The sequence below is a fragment of the Candidatus Poribacteria bacterium genome (assembly GCA_026706025.1).
GTDB lineage: Bacteria > Poribacteria > WGA-4E > WGA-4E > WGA-3G > WGA-3G.
The window spans coordinates 233229-251648 of sequence record JAPOZO010000052.1 but is presented as its reverse complement, the minus strand read 5'-3'; the positions used below and the strand labels follow the sequence as shown (position 1 = coordinate 251648).

16 protein-coding genes are annotated in these 18420 nt (G+C 45.4%); 10 read left to right on the top strand and 6 right to left on the bottom strand.

Annotated elements, in window-relative coordinates; genetic code table 11:
• Nucleotides 1-125: 125 nt before the first annotated feature.
• From OXH00_11985 to OXH00_11965, 5 genes are all read right to left on the bottom strand, one after another.
• On the bottom strand, nucleotides 126-923 hold the full coding sequence (locus OXH00_11985) for a phytanoyl-CoA dioxygenase family protein (GenBank protein ID MCY3741731.1): 798 nt from the start codon (nucleotides 921-923) through the stop codon (nucleotides 126-128).
• Between the two features lie 307 nt (nucleotides 924-1230).
• Nucleotides 1231-2916, bottom strand: a complete 1686-nt coding sequence (locus tag OXH00_11980) for a putative glycoside hydrolase (GenBank protein ID MCY3741730.1) — start codon at nucleotides 2914-2916, stop codon at nucleotides 1231-1233.
• Nucleotides 2917-2932: 16 nt separating this feature from the next.
• Entirely contained in the window at nucleotides 2933-3976 is a 1044-nt protein-coding gene (locus tag OXH00_11975; protein ID MCY3741729.1) for a hypothetical protein, read from the bottom strand.
• Between the two features lie 112 nt (nucleotides 3977-4088).
• Nucleotides 4089-5585 (bottom strand): dockerin type I domain-containing protein, encoded by a 1497-nt coding sequence (locus OXH00_11970; GenBank protein ID MCY3741728.1) that lies wholly within the window; start codon nucleotides 5583-5585, stop codon nucleotides 4089-4091.
• On the bottom strand, nucleotides 5578-6282 hold the full coding sequence (locus OXH00_11965) for a hypothetical protein (protein MCY3741727.1): 705 nt from the start codon (nucleotides 6280-6282) through the stop codon (nucleotides 5578-5580). The genes OXH00_11970 and OXH00_11965 overlap by 8 nt, the downstream gene beginning before the upstream one ends.
• An 803-nt stretch (nucleotides 6283-7085) precedes the next feature.
• Here OXH00_11965 and OXH00_11960 point away from each other — a divergent pair.
• The 4 genes from OXH00_11960 (at nucleotide 7086) to OXH00_11945 (ending at nucleotide 12014) form a co-directional block, all read left to right on the top strand.
• Nucleotides 7086-9320: a DUF5916 domain-containing protein gene (locus tag OXH00_11960; GenBank protein MCY3741726.1), complete on the top strand. Its 2235-nt coding sequence runs from the start codon at nucleotides 7086-7088 to the stop codon at nucleotides 9318-9320.
• Between the two features lie 657 nt (nucleotides 9321-9977).
• The gene (locus tag OXH00_11955) at nucleotides 9978-10520 is read left to right on the top strand and encodes a hypothetical protein (protein ID MCY3741725.1); all 543 of its coding nucleotides are present in this window, start codon (nucleotides 9978-9980) and stop codon (nucleotides 10518-10520) included.
• A gap of 58 nt (nucleotides 10521-10578) precedes the next feature.
• A complete protein-coding gene (locus OXH00_11950) occupies nucleotides 10579-11439 on the top strand; it encodes a hypothetical protein (GenBank protein ID MCY3741724.1) in 861 nt (286 codons plus the stop codon).
• On the top strand, nucleotides 11436-12014 hold the full coding sequence (locus tag OXH00_11945) for a hypothetical protein (GenBank protein MCY3741723.1): 579 nt from the start codon (nucleotides 11436-11438) through the stop codon (nucleotides 12012-12014). Before OXH00_11950 ends, OXH00_11945 begins: the two co-directional genes overlap by 4 nt.
• A gap of 190 nt (nucleotides 12015-12204) precedes the next feature.
• On the opposite strand, the gene OXH00_11940 is transcribed toward OXH00_11945, so the two are convergent.
• Entirely contained in the window at nucleotides 12205-12468 is a 264-nt protein-coding gene (locus OXH00_11940; protein MCY3741722.1) for a hypothetical protein, read from the bottom strand.
• A gap of 205 nt (nucleotides 12469-12673) precedes the next feature.
• Here OXH00_11940 and OXH00_11935 point away from each other — a divergent pair, with 205 nt between their 5' ends.
• The 6 genes from OXH00_11935 to OXH00_11910 all read left to right on the top strand — a co-directional run bounded on the left by OXH00_11935 (nucleotide 12674) and on the right by OXH00_11910 (nucleotide 18419).
• A complete protein-coding gene (locus tag OXH00_11935; protein MCY3741721.1) occupies nucleotides 12674-13042 on the top strand; it encodes an EamA family transporter in 369 nt (122 codons plus the stop codon).
• Between the two features lie 3 nt (nucleotides 13043-13045).
• Nucleotides 13046-13504 carry a DUF5683 domain-containing protein gene (locus tag OXH00_11930; protein ID MCY3741720.1) on the top strand — a complete coding sequence of 153 codons (459 nt, stop codon included), beginning with the start codon at nucleotides 13046-13048 and terminating at the stop codon, nucleotides 13502-13504.
• Between the two features lie 12 nt (nucleotides 13505-13516).
• The gene (locus OXH00_11925; GenBank protein MCY3741719.1) at nucleotides 13517-14881 is read left to right on the top strand and encodes a hypothetical protein; all 1365 of its coding nucleotides are present in this window, start codon (nucleotides 13517-13519) and stop codon (nucleotides 14879-14881) included.
• Between the two features lie 42 nt (nucleotides 14882-14923).
• Nucleotides 14924-15886: a zinc-binding dehydrogenase gene (locus tag OXH00_11920; protein MCY3741718.1), complete on the top strand. Its 963-nt coding sequence runs from the start codon at nucleotides 14924-14926 to the stop codon at nucleotides 15884-15886.
• Entirely contained in the window at nucleotides 15877-16452 is a 576-nt protein-coding gene (locus OXH00_11915; protein MCY3741717.1) for a methyltransferase, read from the top strand. Before OXH00_11920 ends, OXH00_11915 begins: the two co-directional genes overlap by 10 nt.
• 176 nt (nucleotides 16453-16628) lie before the next feature.
• Complete coding sequence (locus tag OXH00_11910) at nucleotides 16629-18419, top strand: carboxypeptidase regulatory-like domain-containing protein (protein ID MCY3741716.1); 1791 nt, start codon at nucleotides 16629-16631, stop codon at nucleotides 18417-18419.
• Nucleotide 18420 lies beyond the last annotated feature (1 nt).

The window sequence follows — 18420 nt, the reverse complement described above, 5'->3', positions numbered from 1 at the left end:
TTCCTAACCGCACCGGGCTTCACCAAGGAATTACCGAATTAAAAAATTAATCTTCATAAAACCGCGCCTACAAACCTGTTAGACTGAAGCATAGGAACGTGGCTACAAACCACACCTACGTAATGCTATGATGAACCATTTTCTAACGCCTTGATGCCGGGCCAATCCCGCCACATGTCCTCATTAGGCGGCTCCTCTTGCGTCCGTTCCAATTCTGTCTTTCGGAAATCGTATAGCACCGCCTGCCGGATCTGCCGTGAATAGTTATGTCCAGCAGCATGTCCGATGCGATGGTGCCAGAAAACGATATCTCCAGCGTTGCCGTGGCATTCAATCCCTGGACCTCTGCTGATACGTTCGCGGTCAACATCATACTGTGGTGTCGGTTCGTTCTTGTATTGGGAATGGTAATCGTAATAGAAGACTTGATGGCTCCCGGGCCAGACAGTAAACCCACCGCCCTCTGGGGGTACATCGTCAATATAACCGACCGCTCCGAGATGAAACGGGTGCGCGTCCACATGACACCCGATTGATTTTTTAGGGACATCTCCATAAGGCAGCGTGCAGTAAATACCTCGAACGCGTTCTGGTTGTACGAGGTTCCCTTCGCCTAAAAGCTGCTCCGCCATTCCCCAGACGTTTGGATCGGTGGCAAGGAGTTGAACCATCCAACCCTCTCCACCCGGCTCACGGAAGTTCCAGCGGAAACCTCGGCGATTATTGCTTTTGTCAACGTTTTCCTCTTCAGGCGTGAAGGGACCTATCCAAGTTTCAGGATCCTCACGTTTACGTCCTTCGGGCGCACCGTCCCAGAGTCTTGTCCGTGCGCGTTCCATTAATTCTGGATCAAGGACGTTCCGTTTGACCAAGTATCCTTCAGTTTTGAAAAATTCGATGTCTTTCCGTGTAAGTTCAACCATTGTCTTGTATCCTTCTTCGTTGAAGTCGCACGAGGCGTGCTGGCGGAAATTTTTGGGATATATGCGATATAACGCTAAAAAAAAGGTTGAAAGTTATCTCTTTAACGAGAGTTAAACGAGAGTTAAAGAATTTTAAGAGAATTTAACGATTATTTCAAGGAAAAGTGACAAATTTTTGGCAAATAAGAATATCATAAGATTGAAAAGTTCCGAAATGATAGTAACACTTAAAGAACCTTGGGTAATCGTAACCACCACCGAGGTAGTAAAATTTGGGGTACGTTGTGTGTCCGTCCACCCTTTTCCTTCAAAAATTATCTGCAACAATCACTAAATCTTGTATATTCACAACGCCATCACCATTCAGATCCGGCTCCGCTTTACCAAGGGCATTCGCGACTATCACTAAATCTTGTATATTCACAACACCATCGCCATTGACATCCGTAGATGGTTCGGTTTCCTGTTTCAGATAGATCTCGCCATCCAAATCGGGAAGAGTATGTGTTATGCTTGTGATACCGCTTTCTACGCCGGTACCTTGCATGGGTAGTTGGATATCTTGTGCTTTCCCACTACGGTTATAGACCACCCAGCCGTTAGTGAACTCTCGAATAAAAAGTCCATCAATCCCTTCGTAGAGTTGCCCCCTTTCACCGATAGGTTGACCGAGATCAGCACTCCAGAAATCATTCCAATAGCTTTCATGGTGATGAATATGCAGCAAAGTGTCATGTGATTCACTGTGAATCTCCCAATAGTTTTCTATATGTGGATGAGGTTCACCCCACTGTACTCCAAGCGTGTAGGTCATATAGCCTTCGGAATGCGTTAAGCTTAGGGTTGTCATTTTTCTCAACTCGCGTCGATTATTCAGACTTGTGGGCAGTTCAGCACCAATACCTTCCGCTTCCAAACAAATTATTTGTGGTTCCCGAAGGTTATCCTCCGCCCAAAGTAAAATATTTTCAAGATACTTAAGTCCGTCGTGTGTGTAGTTTTTTAGATCTTCACGGAAGGTTTCCATGAAGATACCATTTACATAAGGCGTGGCGCGTTTGAGTTTACCGGTATTATTGACGATTATCAAAAAATCATCTGACACGGTTTCACGGATGCCCTGTAAAATATCAGTACGTGCCTGTTGTTCAGCCTCATAAGTGCGGTATCCTTCAAGGACGATCCCTTTCTCATTCCAGAAATCGAAAAAAACACCGTTCCATAACCCGCTTTCAGCAACAGCGATGACCTGACCAATAATAATTTCTTGTGCTTTTGGATGTGTAAAATCTATGAGAAAGTCAACATAATGCTCCGGCGGTGAATCTAACACTTGACTCCCATCACCGGTTGTGATCCACGGAAAGCCTTCTGTATAAAGCCCCTTTAGGTGCCATGAGTATGGATCCGCGCCTCTCATATTAATTTGTAAAATGAAAACCATATTCGGATTTATTCGGAGAAGTTCATCCTGTTGTCTGCTCGCTTCTTGAAAATCTCCAAGAAGTTCAACCTTCCCATCTATTATCTCGAAATAGAGCTCAAATTCGGGTGACCAAAATAGATCGTGATATGCTATCATCTGTGCATCAGTAAGTTCAGGGCGATCCACAAAAACCCCACCCCACGGAATAAAAATAGAGGGCATACTTCGATTATCAAGTTTTTCTCTAACCGAAAACTCACCTAATACAGGTGAAATCACTACAAAAAGTACTATCAAACTGAAAAAGTATTTAAAGATGTTGCTTGCCCCAGAGGAGTGTTTTTCAATCTCAATAAGGTTTTGGTGGGTATAACCATGTGAAGGAGAATTTATAGTTTCCATGTACATCCCATTGACGTAGGATGCCGAACGCGGTATCTTGGTGCGATTTGAGTTAACGAAAATCATCCCTGACTTCATCAACCCCCTCACGGATACGCCAAAGCATTGTAATCGCTGCTGCATGGACATCATAAGTATAGTAGGCAGCACCCTTCTATGTGGCATTTTTGTTTCCTTTCAATTATTCATCATCGACCAATTTCCAAGAAATGGAGTCATAAACGGCTTCTGTGATTCCGGACTCTGTAATTATTAAATCCCAATCCATAGAGCACTCGACCCTCGGAAACCATTCTGCAAGAAGTTCCGCCAGCATCGGATGTTCTTCAATAAGTTTCTCAGACCACGATAAATTCCGAAACCACCACTCAACCCCTACCGCAAAGTATTCATGCGGTGCTACTGCCATGTGGTATTTTGATTTTGCTTCCTCTCCGAACTCTGCTATCATCTGATCATAAGCCTCTTTGATTCGATCCCGAATACCAGGCTTTAAATACTCCATCTCCCACTCTAATGCATGCGCAAACTCATGTATAAATATGTTTAGCGGCGGGCAGGCGGATCTTTCATGGACATGCGCAAAACAGTAGCCTCTTACATAATCGGCGATTTCACCCTCCACTTCAAATCCGGTATTTTTACTGCATGCACCAGAGTAACGATATTCTGTATCATTGATAACTGAGTTATTCAACTGCATCTCAGGTATGTCCCGCAAATCTTTAGGGTCCTTAACAAGTATCATATAAAACCTGCCGTGTTTGGCGAGCAGTCGCTCCCGAAGTTCAGGAAACTTGGAGGTCATGACGAGAATAGCGTCTCTGGCAGCAAGTAAAAACACATCTTTGACCTTATCAGGTGACACAATCGCAATGCCACCGGCATCAATATACTTGGTATAGAACGCCTTTTGGAGTGCGTGGAAATCTATATCTGGTAACCCTTTTTTAAGAACCTGTTGCTTCTTCTGTTTCCAGTGCTCCACTATCTCGGGATTTTCTATGTGGCGATCAGCTATGGTCAGTATGTTTTTTAGCTGTTTATCCATCTTATCCGCTTGGAACTTCATCGCTTCAAGTACCTCTGGTGGCAGTGTTGTTTGAACAGTGGACTGCTCCGTTTGAGCCTGAAGTTGCTCCACAACGAGTCCGATGTCAACGTTGTCGCTACACCCAACAACAGAAGAACAAGCGATCAACAAAAGGAAAAGTAATCTTCTCATCAAAACTCTCCTTTCCATACGATCTTCAATAAATCCCGTTTCAAAATCAGCGCACCATTTCAGGGAGTCGTCCATTCCGGGTTGCTTCTCTGCGTCCTACATATCATCAGAATCAATTGTCAGTGAAATTATTTGCGACAATAACGAGGTCAAGGATATTCACCACGCCATCGCCGTTGAGATCGGGTGTCGCTTCCCCGAAAGCATTGGCGACCAATACCAAATCCAGTATGTTGACAACCCCATCGCTGTTGAGGTCAGCAACCTCGCCAGTACTTTTCAAGTAGATCTCGCCATCTAAATCAGGGATTGTATGTTCGATAGCCGTAATCCGACTCTCCACGCCACTTGATTTGACGGGAAGTTTGACAATCTGCTCTTCTCCACTCCGATTATAGACTGCCCAGCCGTTAGTGAACTCACGGATAAATAGCCCCTCTCTATCCTCATAAAGTTGAAATTTCTCTCCGATCGGACGACCCAAATCGGCATACCAAAAATCGTAACAGTAATGCTCGTGATGGTGCTCATGAACAATGCTTCTTGCGTGTAGGTCATCATGGTCAGGCCCACCAACCCAATGACTATCATGTACGTGATTCTGTCTATCACGTAAATTAACGCCCATCGTGTAAGTAAAAAATCCGTCCGAATGCGTCAAATACAATGCTGTCAAGCACCGCATATCCTGTAGGTTTTCAGGACTCATCGGAGATTGAACCCCAATCCCTTCTGCCTCAAAACACGGTATCTGTGGGACGCGACACTCTGATTCAACCCAGCGGAAACCCTCCTCAAACCACATCATAGAAAGATGTTCAAAGTCATCAGGCATTGCATGACGAAACGTCTCCCTCAGCACACCATTGATATAAGGGGCAGCATGCTTTGCAGTTTCATGATTCCCATTGACAACAATCAGAAAATCATCGCTCACTATATCCCGAATAGATTGCAGGATATGTATACGTGCTTCAAATTCTTCCTCAAGTGTTCTGTAACCATCTAATGTCAAACCTGTTTCATCCCACCAATCAATAAAGATGCCGTCAAAGAATTCACTATCATCTACGGCTTTCGCCATCCCGACAATCACTTTTTGTGCCTCTATATGTGTGAAATCTATGAGTCGTGACTGTGGGTTTACGTGATCACCTGTAAACCCTAAAACTTCCTCACCTGTTTCGTGGATTATCATGAAAGGCCAATCATCTGGAAAAATTTCTCCAAATAATGTGTTTTTGCTACCCTCGAGTGGGGCAACGGAGAAAGGAATATCCATGAGGAATATCATATTCGGGTTATACCGACGGTGTTCTGACCACCTTTCTCTTGCAGCCTCAACATCCCCAGTGAGGACAATCTTGCCATCAATTTTTTCAAACCGTCCTTCTGGGATACGGTGCCCCCACACCAAATCGTGTCGCCTTTCAGTCCAATTTGCGTCCGGTGGTATATAGTGACACCCAGCCCACGCCGCGAAAAGTGAGGGGAAATTTCTCGCATTCAGGCGTTCTATTACCGACAGTTTTGCTTCTTCAGCAGGCGTTGAAAAAAGGGCAAAAAACCCAAGCATCACAAATAGTAAAATAGACCTTATTTTATTCATCGTTAATCCTTTTTAATTTATTACTAACACCATCGCCGTTGACATCGGTTGGTGATGAAACCAACTTCAAATAAATCTCACCGTCTAAATCTGGGACGGTGTGTGATGTACCAGTGATACCACTGGCAACACCAGTCGCAGATTCTGGTAGTTGGATCTTCTGTACTTTCCCACTGCGGTTGTAAACTGCCCATCCCTTGGTGAACTCGCGGATGAATAAACCCTCTCGGTTCAGATACAACCGCCCCTGCTTCCCAATGGAATGTCCAAGATCGGCATCCCAGAAGTCATACCAATAATGGGCACCTCCATGCGCGTGCAGAAAAGTATCGTGTGAATTTGTATGCCGGTTCCAATAATCCCAATTCGTATGTTTATGAGGATAATTCCAATAAAAATCATCGTGCGGATGCGGTTCTCTCCAGTCAACACCCATCGTATAAAGAAAATATCCATCGGAATGCGTCAGAGAAAGGGTCGTAAAACAACGCATTGCTCGCTTGTTCGTTGGACTCAATGGCAATTCGCTTCCAATACCCTTGGCTTGCAAATAATTGATTTTCGGTTGACGTAGATTTTTTTCTGCCCAGAGCAGGTTACTTTCGAGTTCAATAAATCGTGTATATTGATCGTTACTGAAATCTTGGCGGTCGCTGTACAGGATAATACCGTTGACATAAGGTGTCCCAAAACTCAACTTACCTGTACTGCCAACAATTATCAGAAAATCGTCTTCAACAGCATCACGAATACGTTGGAGTATGATTTCTCGAGCGTTCTGTTCTGCCTCATAAAAACGATAATCTTTAAGTACAACTCTTTTTTCATTCCAGTAACTGAAAAGGATACCATCCCATAACCCACTTTTAGCAACAGCGATAGCTTGCGCAACAATAATATCTTGGGCGATCGGGTGTGTAAAATCTATGAGTAAATCTCTATCTTTTAACGTTCCGCGGGACGATACGGTTCATACCCTCTATTATTAAAGACGAAACTTTGGGCTGAAAATTCGCATAATTTGAAAAATTTACGAAAAAATCTGGAATTTATGGTCAGTCTGTTTTTCAAAACGTGGGAGGGATTTGCGTAAGTCCTGTTATTAATGAGACAATTTATCAGCGAAAAAGGTGCATAATTTTAGAGAAATCATAAGTCCCGTAGGTGCGGTTTTGCGGTGTACTCACCTGCCCCTGCCCCGCTGATAAGGGGGATATGGGGGGTGTTTTTGCTGGGGTGTTTCTTCTAGGGGGATAAAGGGGGGTTGCGACCTGCATTCCTAACCGAACCGAGCGTAACCAAAGACAGTAAATTCTTTTAAGAGGAATCACAATCAGAATTGGTATTAGGTAGAAAGAAGGAGAATGAATTAAAAACTTTTGATTAAGAAGATGTCAGGGACATACTTTTTCTGTTAAAGAGACAACTTTGGAGCAGAAAAGATGCATAATATAATGATAGAATTTGACAAGACGGTATATCTCCTCTATAATTATGTGTATGCCAAGACTCATAATTGTCCTACTGCTAACCATTTCATATCCAATGTTTCTCTTTGCACACCCGGAAGGGACAGGTAAACACGTCGTTGAGGCTTACCGCATCGAAGGTGAACCGCCACAGATTGACGGCGTGCTGGATGATGCTGTATGGCAGCAAGCATCACCACGTAGCGGTTTCATTCAACTTGAGCCTACACGCGGTACCGCCGCAACGGATGACACAGAATTCCGTATCGCTTACGATGCCCATAATATCTATGTCGCATTCCGATGTTATGATGCCGAACCCGATAAAATTGTCAATCGGATGACACGGCGCGGCGATGTCTATGCCTCAGATGTTATCTCTTTCTTCATCGACCCACATCACGACCATCGCACTGGCTATAAATTTGCCACAAACCCAGCCGGTGTTCAGAGCGATAATTATCGGTATGAGGATACGCAGCGCGACTCTAATTGGAAAGGAATTTGGTGGGTTGAAAGCAGTATTGATGAATTCGGATGGAGTGCCGAGTTTAAAATCCCGTTTTCTAACTTCCGATTCACCGATAAACCGACACAAATCTGGGGTTTTGACGTAGAGCGAGTAAATCGGCGAAAAAGCGAGGTAACGGTTTGGAAACAGTTAACGCAAGCGGGTGTTGTTACGCGGATGTCCGATTTAGGGCATATCGTAGGGATTCAGGGGATTGAGACAGGGAAAAACTTTGAAATCACGCCGTATGCCTTAGGGGGTGCCGCTGGTGCTGCTAATGTGGATATTGAGCGTCAACTCGGCACAGGTTTGGATGTCCAATACAGTCTCACGAGCGCGTTGAAGGCGAACGTTACTGTGAACCCTGATTTCGCACAGGTTGAGGCAGATCAGTTGGAAATTAATTTGACCAGGTTTCCGACGCGTTTTCCAGAAAAACGACCGTTTTTCGTTGAAGGAAATAGTTTTTTTGAAACGCCTTATGACTTAATGTTCAGCCGTCGTATCGGGAGTCGTGGGAATATCCTTTGGGGTGGCAAACTCACAGGGAAGGTAGGGAACTATTCCATTGGCGTTTTAGGAAACCAAACGGGTGAATTCGGTTTCTCTGAGAACACTTCATCCGGAAAAGAAACGGCATGGTTTTCTGCCATCCGAATTAAACGCGATATTCTCAAACGCTCAAATGTTGGGATTCTATTTGTAAACAAGGAACAACCTGAAGGCGATAATTGGGCACACAGCAGAGTCGGCGGCATTGATATGAATCTCGCGCTTGGCAAAACGTATCATCTCACAGGTCAGTACGCTGGTAGTTTCCATCCGGGAGAGGATAAAGATAATTTCGCATACACGGTTGATTTCGCGCAGCGGAACTATCTCTGGAGCAGTAGTATCGGATTTGAACGCGTCGCGCCGCACTTTGAGATTAACCAAACAGGATTTTTACGAAAAGAACGCAACCGGGGCTGGCAACGTGCCTATATGCGTACCTCTTATTCTCCATACTGGGGCAACCGCCAGTTTTTCTCTGGCATCACCACCCGCCTCTCGCAAAGTCTTTATACGCCTGAATATTTCAGCGAATGGAGAGAACGGAACCCAGGACTCTCCCTCTCACCCGAATTTGACGAGGATCTATTCAGGTGGCACGTCAACGCTTACGTCGGAATGGACTTCAGGGAAACCCTTTTAGACGACATTACCGCATACTATTACCGGAGCCGAGCAGCAGAACTGACTGAGATATTTATAGCAGACGGATACGGGTTTTCGATTGATACCGACTCCACAAATCCGATAGCGATCGGTATTGAAATAGACTTCTCTGACTATTTTAACTTTGGACGACAACAGGCGGGCAAACAGCGGAGCCTCACCCTTGAATCTACCTTACGTCCACTGAGTAATTTCTCGATAGAGTTAGATAGCAGCTACGCGCAGAGTCTTGATTTAGAAGGTGCTATTGACGGCAGATTTTTCGTCAGTTCGTTGCGCGGAACTTATCTGTTCACCCGTGAATCGTTTTTGCGGATGTTCGCGCAAGCGGGTAGAGAGCGTCCACTATCGGCGCAAATTCATGAGCACTATCTGCTCAGTCTCCTATTCGGATGGGAATATAGCCCGAAAAGCCATCTGTTCGTTGCCTATAACGAGACCTGGGGGGACGCGCCTATTGGAACAGGTTTGACTCGTGAGTTGCAGCTGGAAAACCGGGTTGTTGTGGTTAAAGTAACGTATCTCTACAATCTATAGCATATTTGTTTTTCGCACTCAGCAGTCGGTGGGAGTTCCGACCGAAAGATCCTCCATAGGTGTCAATTTTAGAAAAAATAACTATCTCGGTACCAGGTCCGGTAGGTTCGGTTTCCCAACCGAACCGGCTACTACGCGAAAATCTTGTAGACTTCAAATTGCGTGTGGAGTTCGGGCTTAAGTGGGTAGATGCCCCATCTAATAAAAATGAAGATGAAGAGAATGATGGCTAAATTGTGCAACGTTATTCTGTTATTGTATTATCACACCAAATTGGTTAACACCTCGATTTTGCTGGCGCGGACGATTTCATCGCGCAATCTTCTGGAGCTGTGGGAGCGCGTATCGGTTGTGGTATAATTGCATTAGCAGAATAGCCGCTGTAAGTCTATTTACACAGGCGAGATTAGAAACCTTGCCTGTGTTCCTATCATGCGCGCTAACTCTGCAACACACCAATTGGTGATAAACCCATAAAGCACGTGGGCAGGTGATTGTCCATCTCCGCTCAGTCCCGTGCCTACCTATCTGTCGGATAAGGACGTTAAAGTCTCGCCCGTGGAGGAGTCTGAAAATATCCGCCCAAAAAAAGTTTCACGTCCTGCAGGGAGACACAAAACCCGACACTAAAACAAAGGAAACTAAAGGAGATTTTATATGTGGAAAACAAAAGTGGCTTATATGGCACTTGGTGCTTTGATCGCGTCTGTCGGATATTTTATCGGAACATTCAATTTGCAGACAACGCAAGCCCAACGAAACACCAAAGAGGTTATAGATGAAATCGTTGCGCGGAAAATCATCGTTGTCAATGACGCCGGCAACCCGTTTGTGATTATGGATGCAGCGGCGGATAGCGATCGTGGCGGTGTGAGTCTCATCAACGCTGCTGGTGAAAAGGTTGTTGCTATGGAAGTTTTTCGTAACGGTGCTGGGGGGTTCGTATTAAATACCAAAGAAGGTAAGCGTGCTTTTTGGGTGTCCAGCAGCGGGGGAGGTAGTGGATTGTCAATGTTCAACGAAGAAGATACTATAACCGTATCTATTACTGGCAACGATCTTGAAGGCGGTCGTATCCGCACCTATAATGACGCTGGCAAAATCTTAACTGCCATAGGTGCTGGTGAAGATGGTAACGGTGTTGTGAAAACCTATAACAAAGTTGGTTTCCAAAAAGTCACAGGTAGACTTCCGCGTTAGTTCGCACGTATCTCTCTTGCTGTTGCAGGCACAGAAAACGATAAGGAGAATTTAAAAAATGAATAGGCTTACGATGACCGATTTAATCAAACGCTATCAACACGCCTTGAATAACGATTTTCCTGACCGTGTAAAACTCTATGGTGATCGTCTAAAAAATTGCCACGCAAGTGCAAAGGCAGAAGCTGTCTTATTTTCATTCTTTGACACTAAAGTTGACGATGTGTGCCTAGAAGAATCCACTGAAAAAGGTGGAGTGGATTTCCGCTGTAAAATAGACGAAACTGAATTTGTGGCTGAAGTTACCCATCTTGAATCAGAAAACGTAGCCTGTGCATCAGGTCTGAAAAATGAGATAGAAAGTCGAGTTAGTTCTTACAAGTCGATTACTCACTTGTTACGGTCAAAAGTATCCAGCAAAACGAAACAAATGTCAGGATATGATTGTCCGCGTATTCTTGTAATAACATCAGACCATCAGGCTGCTACGATTCTGATGAGTCATAAAATAGCTGCTGAACGTTTACTAACAAGCGACACCAAAATCTCAATACCAAATCCAACATCCAATCTGAAGTCATCTCATGGATTTGAAACAAGTTTGGAAGAATCTGTGTTTTTCCGATTTAAGAAGGGCACGGATGAAATAGAGTCCTGCCGCCAGAGTATTTCGGCAATTTTATTATGTGCTATTTGTAAATTTGATATGAGGATTGTTGGGCTTTTACATCCAGCCCCTATGCGTAAGTTTCCTATTCAGTATCTCCCCTCTATCCCATTTGTTAGACTCAAAGAGTGGCCTCTTGAAAACAAAGTAATTCACACGGAATGGGTAACTTACGAGCGCAGGGGGCAAGACGGCATTGTTTTAGCACTCCGACGCTCAAAGCGTTATTCGCTGATGAAAGGCAGATCATGACCGAAACAACGACCGCCATCAAAGATGGACACTACACGCTCGGCAGAGCCTATGGTAGAATGAATACAACGCAACTCATACTCATTTCTCTGCTTTTACTCTCTGGATGCAGCACCCATGAAATGTATTCACCCATCGATCGAAAACCGTCGATCATCGGCAAGAATTATGCGCAGATCCGAAAACACTTCGGCGCGCCTCATATCATAGAAGGCACAGATTGGTATTATTTTGATTCTACCGAGGGTGTTGTATGTCGGCTTCACTTCAAATCACTATATCCAGAGTATTTCCCGCCGGATGTTGCGACATACAGCGAGCAAAGATTTGATGAAACCACATATTACCTCTGGATCCCAAAACTTATTGAGCAGCTCGCACAGCCGGATCCAGAAGTTGCCGCGCGGGCTTACAGATTTCTTGAGTTCATCATACACCAAGATGTTTATGGCACCGAGACACCTCAACCCGAAGTCTGGGATAAAATCCCGTTTGAAAGCCGAAACTACGGCAAATGGAAAATATGGTGGAGAAACCACGGGACCGACATTTACCGACCCCCCGTTGACGAATAACTCGTGCTATTCAGCCGACGGCACCTCAACCGAGAGGATATAATACTAATGCTACCTACAAACAACATTTACCAACGCACTTTTTATATAAAAATTGGCAAAGATACCGGAACATGTTTTACAATTGATGTTGATAACCATCAATATGTTGTGAAACTAAATTTAATCAAGCCCGTATCTATTTATTGCGTTAATTTTTTCTGCCACTACCGTTTACACCATTTTCCATAGAAACAACCTCCACATCCTGTACAGATGTCTCGTGTCCTTCACCAAGTGCCTTCTGACCAGAAGTCTTCAGCGCAAGTGTCAACTGCTCCAAAACCGAGACAATCGCATCCGTGTCACCGCTAAGGGCAAGTTGTTCAGGCGCATCCAACGCAAGCGTCAATCGCTCCAGAACAGCCACAAGCTGTGGTGCCGACAAATTCGCTGGTGCCTGCTCCTCAACCACTGATACTTCCGTAAACTCTCATCTGAATACTCTGAAACTTTTGAATATATTCCTAATAAATATTCTGCATTTCCCACCCAGATTGGAACAGAAATTAGATAGGACTATGTTAAGTATACCATTAACAACCAGAGATTTCAATATTCCAATCACACAAATAAAATAAAAATTGTAAAAAGAACAGTGAGGTGATATAATAAAAGGCATGAAAGATTTTATACTGCTATTTTTCAATGTGCTATTGACGGTAATAGGACAAATCCTGTTCAAACACGGTATGAATATAGTGGGTCGTATCAACAGTGTTCGGGACGCGCTGAGCAAACTGCCACAAGCATTTCTGAATCCTTACGTCCTCAGCGGGATAGCGATATACGGCTTTACGACGCTCGTCTGGTTGATCATCCTGTCGCGCATTAAACTGAGCATTGCGTACCCGATGTTAAGCTCTGGCTATGTGCTGTCCATCCTGTTCTCCTGGCTGCTGTTCAAAGAATCTATCCCTAAGGTTCGGATAATTGGTGCTCTGATTATCTGTATCGGTGTCTACCTTGTCGCACAAGGGGAGTCTTAATTCATGGCAGAACCGACAACTGCTTATACTGAATCCAGTCATCTCAGGAACCCTCAAGGTGAGCCTCCTCCTAACCGTTCTTATGTTGCGATGATACTGTCCGTTATTCTGCCGGGGCTCGGTCAGTTATACTTGGGACAATTCCTGAAGGGATTTATTATCTTCTTAATATTTGCTTCAGCAGTCGGTATTTTCTATCTCAATTCCATGCCAGTAAATGAATGGCGCGATTTAGTTCGGTTTAAACCTATCCCGAAAACGGAAACCGCAACGGACAATACAGAAGACTCAGAAAAGTCCCCCGGATACGCTATTCATATCTGGACATTTGACGATGGAGAGAAGTTGATGTACCGACCGTCTTGGAAACTGAAGATCAGCGGTTCAATCCAAGGAATTTTATGTTGGCTCTATGCGATTGGCGATGGTTGGCGCGGCAGACGTAGAAGGCACCAACGTTAATGACAGGTTTTTATGATAGTAAATTTAAGTTTGGCGACTTCGTTAAAAGTTCTCAGATTTCTGCTCTGTAGTACGCTCCTCATTGCTTTGGTGATCGGATGTCAAGATAACAAGGCTATCTTGAAAGAGAGCGAAAAACACTTGGAGGCTGGGACCCCGCAAGCGGCAGTTGAGGGGTTAGAGGCTTTTATTGAAACGGCACCGGAGGAACCGAAGGCACGCCTCTTACTGGGGAAAGTCTACAACGAATTAGGACGGCATAACGACGCAGTCGAGCAGTTACGAAAAGCCTCACAACTCTATGCAGCGCAACCTGAAGAACGCATCGCAGCGCGTCTGGAATTGGCACGTACCTATCTTAAATTCGGGGACAGAACTTCAGCGTTTCGTGTGCTCAAACTCGTTCAACGGAGTACTTCGGACCCCGAAACACTCCGCAAAATCATTGGACTTGTCGGAGATAGCTACCAGACGAAGCAACTCACGGCCGGCGATTCGGATAACTATTCACCGACCTTTTCACCAGATGGCATACAGATCGCCTTTGCGTCTTTCCGAACTGACAACGGTGAAATCTATTTAATGGATCTCAATGGACGGATCCGACGCCGCGTAACTTTCACAACCGATTTCAATGACAGTTCACCCACATTTCTTACGACTCCGAATTACCTTTTTTATAGTAGTGAACCAAAATCCTCCCGCGAAGTTAAAGTCGTTATCCAAAGTAGTGGTTCAACACCGATCTACGCCGGGTTCAACCTGACGCACATCCACAGCAAAATTACGCGTGCCGTCCTACCGGTGAGTTTCGGTGCGCGTGTGCCACGCACGTCGCCTGCAAGCGATCAGGTTGTCTATGAATCCAACGCAGACGGCAACCTGGAATTATACCGCCTTGATTTAGAAGGTGTCAATCTGGCACAACTGACCCCAGAAAGTATCAAACACAAACGTATCACTTTCAACGAAACCGACGATGGCAGTCCCACATTTTTCCCGGATGGCAAACGCATCTTGTTTGTCTCCTCACGCAATGAGGTGAATCAACTCTATACGATAGATATTGATGGACAAAATGAGACACATTTCAACCCGAATCGCTACGATTGTTACAACCCGACTGTATCGCCTGATGGAAAAACGATTGCGTATGTCTCTGCGAGAGATGGCGACTGGGAAATTTACCTCATTGATGCAGACGGCAAAAATGAACGGCGAATCACCAACGACATCGGTAGATCCATCCAACCGGCTTTCTCACCTGATGGGCGACACCTCGTGTTTGTTTCCGACAGAAGCGATACTTTCCATATCTATCTGATGGCTTTTGACGAACCTGTTACGCGTGAGGATTTAGTTCAACGTTTGCAGTAGGGGCGAGGCTACCTCGCCCTTACGCTTGGAGGTAAAACAGACATGCTTCAGGTAACCAAACCAGAAGGTTTCGGCAATATCCAACTCGAAGAGGTGCCGATGCCGGAGATAAATGCTCGACAGATTCGAGTGGAGACAGATACGACGTTAATTAGCCGTGGCTCCGAACTATTTCGACGCTATATCATGGAAGACGCAGTCCCTCCGTCAATTATGGGTTACTCTCTTACAGGCGTTGTGGATGCCGTTGGTGCAGAGGTAACAGATTATCGGATTGGACAACGCGTCATGGTCGTCGCACCGCACGCGCAATATGTTGTCGCTGAGCCTAACGCATCGGATGGACGCATTGTACGGCTTTTTGACGATGTTAGTTTTGAAGCGGGAACTTTCCTTCCGCTTGCAACGAGTGCTGTCGCTTGGTCAGACTCATCCGGTGTGAAAGCAGGAGATACAGTCGTTGTCTTGGGACAAGGATTGGTGGGAAGTCTGATGATGCAGGTGCTACGTGGCTATAACCCTGCGCGGATTATCACTGTGGACGCGCTGCCGCTTCGCTGTGAATTATCAACGCAGCTTGGGGCGGATGTTTCTATCAACGCTAATGAGATAGATCCGGTTGACGAAGTACGTCGTCTTGCCGATGGAAAAGGCGCGGACTTGGTCATAGATTGCGTCGGTGGGTACGCTGGCGTAAAATCTTTTGAGCAGGCACAGGATATGACCCGTCAGTTCGGCATTATTCAACTCATCGCGCTCTATCAGCAGGCACCGCTCCCGCTACACTCTTCAAAGATGATGAGCAAGCGTCTCGTCGCTGGTATCTTGACAGATGAACCCCGTTCACAGATTGCTGCACGCGCCCTAAAAAAGATACAGAACGGCGAGATTCGCACCGCTGACATGATTACGCACCGCTTTCACTACACCGAGGCGAAAGCCGCATTTGACCTCCTCTGGAATTCCCCGGGTGATACGCTTGGAGTGCTGATAAAATGGCAGTAGATGTTCCGTCCCGAGAAATTGTGTTTCGGGCAGAATTGCGCGGCGCATCCCTCGATTTTTCTACAACATGGGGGCTCTTCTCACCAAAGGGCATTGATGCCGGGACACGTCTACTGCTTGAACATCTGGATATCCAAGAGGGGAACATCTGCCTTGATCTTGGATGCGGATACGGTGCCATCGGTGTCACGCTTGCGAAATGCGTCCAAACATCAACCGTCTATATGGTCGACAAGGACTTTGTAGCGGTTGATTACACCCGCAAAAATGTGGAACAGAACCAACTCAAGAATTGCCATGTCCGCCTGAGCAACGGATTCAGCCACCTGCCTGACATCGAATTCGATCTTATCGTCTCTAACCTACCTGCCAATGTTGGTAAAGAGCTTCTACAGATTTTTCTGGCGGATGCCAAACACTATCTCAAACCGAACGGACGACTCTACGTCGTCACAATTTCGGGGCTCCGAGAATTTATTAAGCGCAATTTTAAGGCGGTTTTTGGAAATTATCGGAAGGTAAAACAGCGTAACACGCATACAGTTGCGATGGCGACGCGAGTGTAGCGTTTTTTTACCTTTGCTTGAAGAATTGTGTGCTTACAAAGCTGGTACGGACTGGAACGCTTTGAGAATGATTTGACATAGGCACAGCGGTTAGGTATAATATAATATTATAGATACAACAAACAATCAAAACACTTTTCCCCAGCTAAAAAAGACCGCAAAGGAGAACATAACAGATGACTCGTTTAAGTTTCATGTTAATGTTAATGGCTTGTGCTGGAATGTCCGTTAGTATTGTCTTCGCGCAAGAGGAGGTTGTAAATGGTGGAACCGTTCGCGGTAAAATTACGGATACAAGCAACGCACAGAATCCGATTGAAGGCGTTGAAGTCAAAATTGTCGATGTAAACGGCGCACAATTCGCAGCAACAACTAAGGCTAACGGCGAGTACACACGAACAGGTCTGCCCGCGGGGCGTTACCTCATCAGCATCTATAAAGAAGGATATGGCGATCGGCTCGGAAAACCGGTTACAGTTGTTGATGGGGGCGACCATTATGTCCCACTTAAAATGACCAAGAAATCGAACATTGCCACCTTCCTCGAAAAATTCCAAAAACAGCGTACCCCCGAGAACATGTCACAAAATCCGCAAGAACACTGGTACAATCTCACCTTGTCGAATATCAAGATCGGTTATATGCATATGTCAACAGACAAAACCGAGTATCAAGAGGAGGAGGTGGATCGACACAAAATTGATATGCTTATGAATTTTAAGGCACTCGGGACCGATGTAACATTAGAAATCACTCGCGTTGAGTATACAGGGTCTGATTTAATGCCGCGCCACTTTCTCTCGACTTCTAATGAATCCGGTTTAAAACAGGTGGAGGGACGGATTGTAGACGGTGTCGCTTACATTAAGACAACGCTTAACGGTGAAACCACTGAATCAGAAGTTCCGGTACCACCGGATACAATCTCCGAACATGTGGGTGTAGAATCGCTGTTCAGACAGGGTCTTAAAATAGGTGAGAAACGGAACTTTCACATATTCAGTTTCGATCTGTTGAAGCCGGTGAAAACAGATCTCGAGGTTGAAAGGCAAGATACTTTAACCTACCAGTCAGAGGAAAAGCAGGTTTATGTTTTACGCCAGACCTTGGATATGATGAATGGGATCACTGCGAAAGTATGGCTTGACTCTGATGGGGTGAACTATCGAACAGAAATACCCATGATGGGGCTTTCCATGGTAACTACGAAGACGGATAAGGAGACTGCGCTTGGCGACACTCAAGAAGTTGATGTCGTCTTAAAAACGCGTATCCTTCCCTCCGGTAAACGTCCCACACCGAGAGCAAAAAACTTTGAAGCAGAGGTGAAACTTCCAACAGGCAACATTGCTGATGCAATCATGTCTAATTCCCACCAAAAACTGGAAGTAAACAGTGAAAACGCAGGTAAACTTTCGATTCAGGTGCCAACGGTTGCAGCGGAAGACTGCCCTAATTTACCGATTCGGGACGCAGAAGGTGAGTTCCTGGGGGCGAGTGCGTATATTCAAACCGACGCGCCAGCGATTCGTGCGAAAACCGAGGAGATATTAGATGGGGAAGTCAATTCATGGCGTGCGGCAGAAAAATTATGCGAATGGGTCCATACAGCCATTGCCGAGAAAAAAATGAGTGGTGGTTTCGGTTCATCATTAACTGCCTTGGAATCGCTCTCGGGGGATTGTACGGAACACACTGTGCTTTTCATTGCTTTGGCACGTGCCGCTGGCATTCCTGCAAGAATCTGTTCCGGTATCACATTTGCAAAGGATGCCTTTTACTACCACTTCTGGCCTGAAGTCTACGTCGGCAGATGGGTCCAGATGGATCCGACATTGGGACAGACCATCGCCGATGCGAATCATATTCAGCTTGGCGGAAGCACTGTGGAATCCGATAACCTCATGGAATTCGCCGAAGGTGTTTTCCGAACACTCAATCAACTTGAAATTGCCATCGTTGAATAGT